Origin of the sequence: Halomonas sp. SpR8 (genome assembly GCF_031010195.1) — a bacterium.
In the GTDB taxonomy this organism is placed as follows: domain Bacteria; phylum Pseudomonadota; class Gammaproteobacteria; order Pseudomonadales; family Halomonadaceae; genus Vreelandella.
Genome location: NZ_JAUAMC010000006.1, coordinates 295503 through 301875, shown reverse-complemented (window position 1 = coordinate 301875; position 6373 = coordinate 295503). Strand labels below are relative to the sequence as shown.

The 6373-nt window shown below is 49.8% G+C and carries 3 protein-coding genes; all 3 read right to left on the bottom strand.

The genetic code is table 11. The annotated features are described in order from the left end of the window. Positions 1–213: 213 nt before the first annotated feature. Entirely contained in the window at positions 214–4092 is a 3879-nt protein-coding gene (locus tag QT230_RS14090) for a hypothetical protein (RefSeq protein ID WP_308322546.1), read from the bottom strand. 345 nt (positions 4093–4437) lie between these two features. Next, a complete protein-coding gene (locus tag QT230_RS14085) occupies positions 4438–5487 on the bottom strand; it encodes an EscU/YscU/HrcU family type III secretion system export apparatus switch protein (RefSeq protein WP_308322545.1) in 1050 nt (349 codons plus the stop codon). A gap of 24 nt (positions 5488–5511) precedes the next feature. Continuing rightward, positions 5512–6330: a type III secretion system export apparatus subunit SctT gene (sctT, locus tag QT230_RS14080; protein WP_308322544.1), complete on the bottom strand. Its 819-nt coding sequence runs from the start codon at positions 6328–6330 to the stop codon at positions 5512–5514. Positions 6331–6373 lie beyond the last annotated feature (43 nt).

The following is a 6373-nucleotide window of genomic DNA, read 5'->3' as shown; positions in this document are numbered from 1 at the left end:
GTCAATAAGCTGAACGATAGACCAAGGAAACGGCTGGGATACCGAACCCCAGCTCAAGTGTTCTTAGGGGAATACTCAGGAGCACTAGAAACCGCAGGTGCTGCACTTATTAGTTGAATTCAGGATTTAAAAGTTGGTTGAATCATGTGCCACTTCACTTTGTGTAGAAGAGTGAAGTGACACAATATTCTGAGCGCTAACCTTAAGCGCTACTCATGACATTCTTTCTTCTCGAAATTTGTTCAAGTCTTTACTACTTATCTTGTCATCTTCTTTGTTACCGTGTTTATAAGTATCAAGAACACGGAAAAAACCCTCTTCTTCTTCGAGAAGCCAGCGAATAACCTCTTTATCCTTTTCCGACGTGTCATCGCTATCTAGACGCTCTTCAAAATCATCCCTACTTACGATATCGTCCGACCCGTCCCACTTAGTCCATCGATCACTGAGATACTCTATGTTGTCAGCATTATCATTATAGAATTTCTCGCCATAGCTTTCTTCAACGTGCTCATCGTACTTTTTGTCTATCCACGTATGGCGCCACTCGTTGAGATCCTGACTACCAATTTTTTCATCGCCCCCTTTATGGCTGCCGCCCTTCCACCCGCGATTGGTTCCCCCTAGCAGGCTGAAATAGTCCAGCACTTCAAAAAAGCCGTCATCCTCCAAAAGAAAGTTGATAGCCTCTTTTTCTTCCTCTGTCGTATCATCTTTTTCAAGCCGTTTTTCAAGATCTTTTCGGCTGACGATATCGTCCGAACCGTCCCAATCAGTCCATTTCCGGCTAATGAGTTCAATCTTGTCTCTGTGTTCGTCATAAAACTCTTCACCGTACTCATGCATCACAAGGGCGTCGTCGTCAAAGCTATCTCGCAGCCACATCTCGCTGATTCTCCCATCCTTATCCTCGGCCACTGTTTCGGTGAACTCCTCAAACACCTCGGGCTGCGCCTCCCACGTGGGGGTGTCTTCAGGGAACCAGCTTTCAAAGATCGCATCGATTTTACCTTCATGGTAAACCGACTTGTTGTACTCGGTGTGGATAGCAAAATTGAACTTATCGCCCCAATCATCTTCGGTGACGCCATCGTCGGACAAATCATTAAATACATTTTCGATGTCTTTAGTGATACCCGCATTTTTCTTATCCGCAAGTGCCGACATCACCCCGGACAGGATTGCACCCACGAAACCGAGCGCCACCCCCGCCAGCCCCGCGCCTGCGGCTATCTTGGTAGCAATCTGCGGGCCAATGCCGAAGCTGGACGCGGCCGACGCTAGCCCCATGGTCGTCACGAAAGAGCCGGACCCTACCTGCAGACTTTTTTGCGCAAACTCAATGGGCTCGCCGCCGTCGTTTGATAGCTTTTCCAGCCCTTTTGCGCCCAATACGATATCAAGCACGCCCCCACCCGCATCCGCTATCCCCCCCAGGGCATTGAGCGCACCGCCCGCCCACTGAAACTTCTTGGCTGGATCAATCTTGTCGAAATTAATCTTGTCTATACCAATCTTGTCTGGATCTGGATTATTAACATAATTCGGTCCACCTATACCATCGGCCACTTTGTTAATGCGTTCCCGAAGGTCGTCTCCCTCCTCCTTGTGCTTGTCAGGGAGGCCGGAAATCACCTTATCAATAGAATCGACCGAGTGGTTTTGATTTTTATTCACTTCATTCCATACATCCTTGGTCGTGAATGACTCACCAAGATCCATTGAGAGAAGATCGGGTTTAGTCGGTGTCGATGGCGGTGCCTTAGGAGAAGACTTGGTTTCGAAGTGTTTCTCCCAAACAGTCTCTTTCAGATTCTTATCCAGCCCAAGAGTGTCAGCAAAGTCGGGCTGGCCGGACAGTAATTTATAGGTTTCACCGGTCATTCTGACCAACGAGGGAGTAGTACCGACCAGCGTGAGGAAATTGCGCGCCACTTCCATGCGCTCCTCAGGGGTATCCCCCATGTTTAAGCCGCCATCAGACATCTTATAGATGCCCGCGACCATGGAGACTAGACCACCTGCAGAGGCGAGGGCACCGGTTTTAGTTAATGTGCCAAGGACACCGGCCACTCCTTTACGTTGATCTAATGGAACATTGGCCTTGTCAATCGCGCGATCAATCTCATCGGCAGTGATTGATTTGTATTCGATTTTTCCTTTTTTACTGGTGTCTAGAATTTCGCGGGCCTGGTCGTCGAGCAGCTCAGTCAGCGCTTTGTGAGAATTTTTGATCGCGGTTAGCTGTTTTTGCTCTTCCGGAGTAACGTCGACTTTTTCGCCATTGATAATTTTATTATATACATCGACACCCCGCTTAGTCCCCAATATAGAGGTCGACAAGACAGTTAATAAGGTGCTAGCAACATCCCCTGATGCATTACCGAGGCTCTCATCGCCCACAGCATCGACGCCACCTTCAAAGATCTCGTTAAGCCCACCGATGGCATCTTGGAATTTCAGCGTATTCTGTACTTCTTCGGCTCGATCCGGGCTGAGCATTTGAAGGCTTTGCATATCATTGGCGAAGCGGGTCGCCGCACCTTCGACATTGCCGTTCTCTTTTAGCTCTTCAATGGCCTTGAGGTAATTATCATCCAGCATGCTATCGGCAATTTTATCTTCCAATTCATCCTTGTTTTTTATCTTATCAATCGCTTTGTCGAGAAAATCTTCGCTGTCTGCCATAATGTCTTCATCGGCCAGCAGATCCGACAATTCATTGCCTAGCGCTTCTTCGTCAAGCATGCCACGGGCATCGGCTGCTTTGAGCTCGGACATTTCTTCAGCATATTCAGTATCAGCATTGTCATACCGCCCGAACCCTGTATGGTAAGGCAGGTACTGGAAGTTGCCTTGCAACATGCCTTGGGCTTCCATCAAGCGAAGATACTTCGCCTCTTTGGAGTCGTCGGGCGCATCCTTGTAAGCTTCCTGCATGTACTCCTGATGGAGCTCTGCAACGGTTTTTCCATCCTCGGTCGTTTCCGCTTGCATGATATCGGTTTCATCTGACGCAGGTAGGTCTTTGTCCTTAAAAAGATCGTCAACATCCCCTAGCTGCTGATATGCCGCATCGGAGGTAATCGTGTCAAATTGATGCGGCGTCTTAGATTCGAGAACAACGTATGTCTCGTCATCTTTAGTAACGAGCTTGATCCCCTCCACAGGATTGCCATTTTTATCGGTGACACTGTCAACCTCATTATCACCGCTGAGTACCGGCGAATCATCGCTGCCATAAAACAGCTTATAATCACCATCACTGATTTTCTCATCAACCTTATCCCATACCTCTTTAAGGTCTTTGACTTGGTCGTAAACCTTGGGTGTGTACTCTTCAGAGACAGCGAAACGTTTTCCTTCACTGTCTTTATAAATTAGTGTACCGCCCTCAGCCCACATTGCGTCCGAATCATCCAGCGTTATCTGAATACCCGAATGAAAATCGTGCTCAGGATCACCATGGTCAGAATATGAAATGTCGTTGAAGCTTTTGGGCGTAGGCACATCAGAGCCGGGAGTTATAATCTCAAAGTCTTGATTACTTTTGGTCGATAACCAATCTTTATCATCGTCCGGAATATCCGCATCCGCCCAGTCATTGTCTTTGCCCAGCCGGTCTGCGTCACCACCGTCCATGACCGACTTAACCTGCTCATAGAGTTCCGGTGTAATGTCTTTCTGCACTAAAAACTTATCGCCATTCTCGGTTCTGACTTCAAGCATATCAAACCAATAAGAGAGGGTGACGCCGCCACCGCCGACATATTCTTGGCTGACGTACTCAATCTTATCTTTGGACACAAGCTCGTCTTCGGTTACCAGCTCCGGCTTTCCCTCCATGTACGGTGCATAGTCGCTATCATCGCCCACTAACTTATCAAGCATCTCCTGACCCTTGTCACTCACCTCACCTTCTTCACCCTCTGGTTTGTGGCTTTTAATGAAAGAAGATAGATGCGTGAAAGAATCAGGGAACTCCTGCGCTCCCTCTAAAAACTGTGAGAACTTTGGCCGGTCGGACGTTTCGTCGCCGAGTGGATTAGAGAGCCGTTGCGAGTTGTTGATAGATCCGATTGCAGTAGACATATTAACCAGTCCTAAATTATTTTTTGAAGATGTAATGTCAGTTGTGGGCAACGCGATCTGCTAAATAACTCGTGGCAAAACGACGCTAGCGCTTTGCTAACACGCTCAAAGCCGCTGTGCTGTGACCGATGGCTGCCCTTTATTCGATCAAATGAGTCATCACTGAGTATGTTGATCATTTTTATTTAAAACTTGAAATCCCTTATGTTTAAGCGTAGCTAAGGTTTTTGAAAATGCAATATGCTGTACGTGTTAAGCCCAACTCGGTAGCGTATCTGCTGAGTTCAGCGTCAGCGCAGCTATCAGGCTAGTCATACATCGTTGGAGGGCTCCGAACAAAACTTACTAGATGAGCTTAGCTGCAACCAAAATATCGGCTACTGATTGAAAAACATCGCCAGGGACCGCTTCACCGTTACCGGCACGCCGACCTATACGGCCGGCCAGTTCACGGTTTTCCACAACCTTCAGCCTGCGTTCCTCTGCCTTGCGCCTCAGCGAGGCAGAATCTTCGGGTGCCGCCCTGCAGACCACTACGGGCACCGGCGTCTCGCCACGCACGTAGCGGATACCCACCAACCAGTCACCTTCGGCACCGATCATGATCGACGCCTGCTCCACCCCAGTACGGGTTGATACCCCATGGGTGTCGCGACGTTGCCGCTGACGAGCTTTGCGGATTTCTGGATCGCCTTCTATATCTTTACGCTCACGCTTTTGCTCGGAGCGTGTCATGCGCTGATCGCGGCGGAACAGCCAGCGCTGCATCTTCACGTCAATCAATCCAACCACTAGAAACACAACCAGAGCAGTGATGACCAACGGCTTGAGCAGGGCCAGAAATATACCCTCTAGGCAACCCATACCACAGCGAGCCGACTCCATTAAAGCTTGCAAGCCTAGCCGACACACCACGAGGAAAGCGACACCGAGTGTGACAATTTTGAGCAGTGACTTGAAGAACTCTATCATCCCACGCGCGGAAAAAATCCGCTTGACCCCTTCGGCGGGATTAATGTGTTCGAATTTTGGTTTGATTGGTTCAATAGAGAACAGCATGCCGCGCATGATGAGGATGTTGGTCAGGACGGCGGCGACAACGGTGATGACAATCAGCGGCAGGATCGAGTACACCAGAACTTCGACTCCCACTGCTACCAGGCGTGGCCATGCGGTGTCAAAGGGCTCTAGGTAGAGCCGAGTGGTGAGGGTAATAAGGCTACGTACCCGGGCTTCAATCATCCCGGCACTCACAAATAGATAGAGAGTGCAGCCAAGCATGACTACAGCAGTAACCATGTCACTACTCTTATCTACTTGCCCTTTCTCGCGGACATCGCGAAGTTTTTTGTCCGATGCGGGGAGGGACTTCTCCTCGCTTGGCTGCTCACTCATTACAAACTCCCAAGAGAGGCGGTGCTAGGGCACAGAGCCGACCAATGACTCAAAGCGCCTATAGTAATCATCCAGCGCCCCTAATTCGGCAAACATTTGTGGCACCAAGAAGACGAGATAGAGCACCATAAGAAAGGTGAACAACAGATTCTTGATCGGTAGCGACAAGATGAACATATTGAGCGTAGGCGCCATGCGCGCCAAGTAGGCAAGCATTAGGTCGGCAACCAGCATAGCGATGACCAACGGTGCCACCATCAGCATACCGACTCGCATCACCTGATCCAGAAAGCCAAGCATTGCCAGGGCCGTCCGGGTCTCCAGCGTGGGCATAAAGGCCTCCACCGGCCATAATGAATAGCTGCTATAGAAACCGTCGAGCAGCACTAGAAAGCCGCCACTACCAAAAAACAGTGCCACCAGCATGATCACCAATAGCGTGCTAGTGACACTGGACTGGGTTGCGCCACTCGGATCGAGCAACTGCCCCATGGTTGAGGCGCGTTGTAGATCGACCACTTCGCCCGCTACTTCTGCCGCCCAGAATGGAATGCCAAACACCATGCCGAGAAGCAAACCGATCAATAACTCTTTGAAGAGCAGACCGGCGATAGTGAAAGCCGTTGTATCTCCCAGCGTCGACAATGCCTCGAGGATAGGCAGTACCATGGGAATGGTTAGGGTTAGGGCGACGGCGGCGCGTATCAGACCGGTTAAACCGAGGCGGTTGAATACGGGTGTAATCAAGATCACGCCCGTAGCACGGGCCATACCAATAGCGACAGCCACCAATACAGGGTAGACCTGCTCGATCAGTATGCGGGTGAGTTCATCGTACGCCATCACCACTCCTGAGGAAGGGTTCCATTATTGTGGCGACGAACAT

What these genes read in the sequence shown, in the direction of transcription:
- QT230_RS14090 (WP_308322546.1), bottom strand. Translation starts at nt 4,092, where the DNA reads ATGTCTACTGCAATCGGATCTATCAACAACTCGCAACGGCTCTCTAAT.
- QT230_RS14085 (WP_308322545.1), bottom strand. Translation starts at nt 5,487, where the DNA reads ATGAGTGAGCAGCCAAGCGAGGAGAAGTCCCTCCCCGCATCGGACAAA.
- sctT (WP_308322544.1), bottom strand. Translation starts at nt 6,330, where the DNA reads ATGGCGTACGATGAACTCACCCGCATACTGATCGAGCAGGTCTACCCT.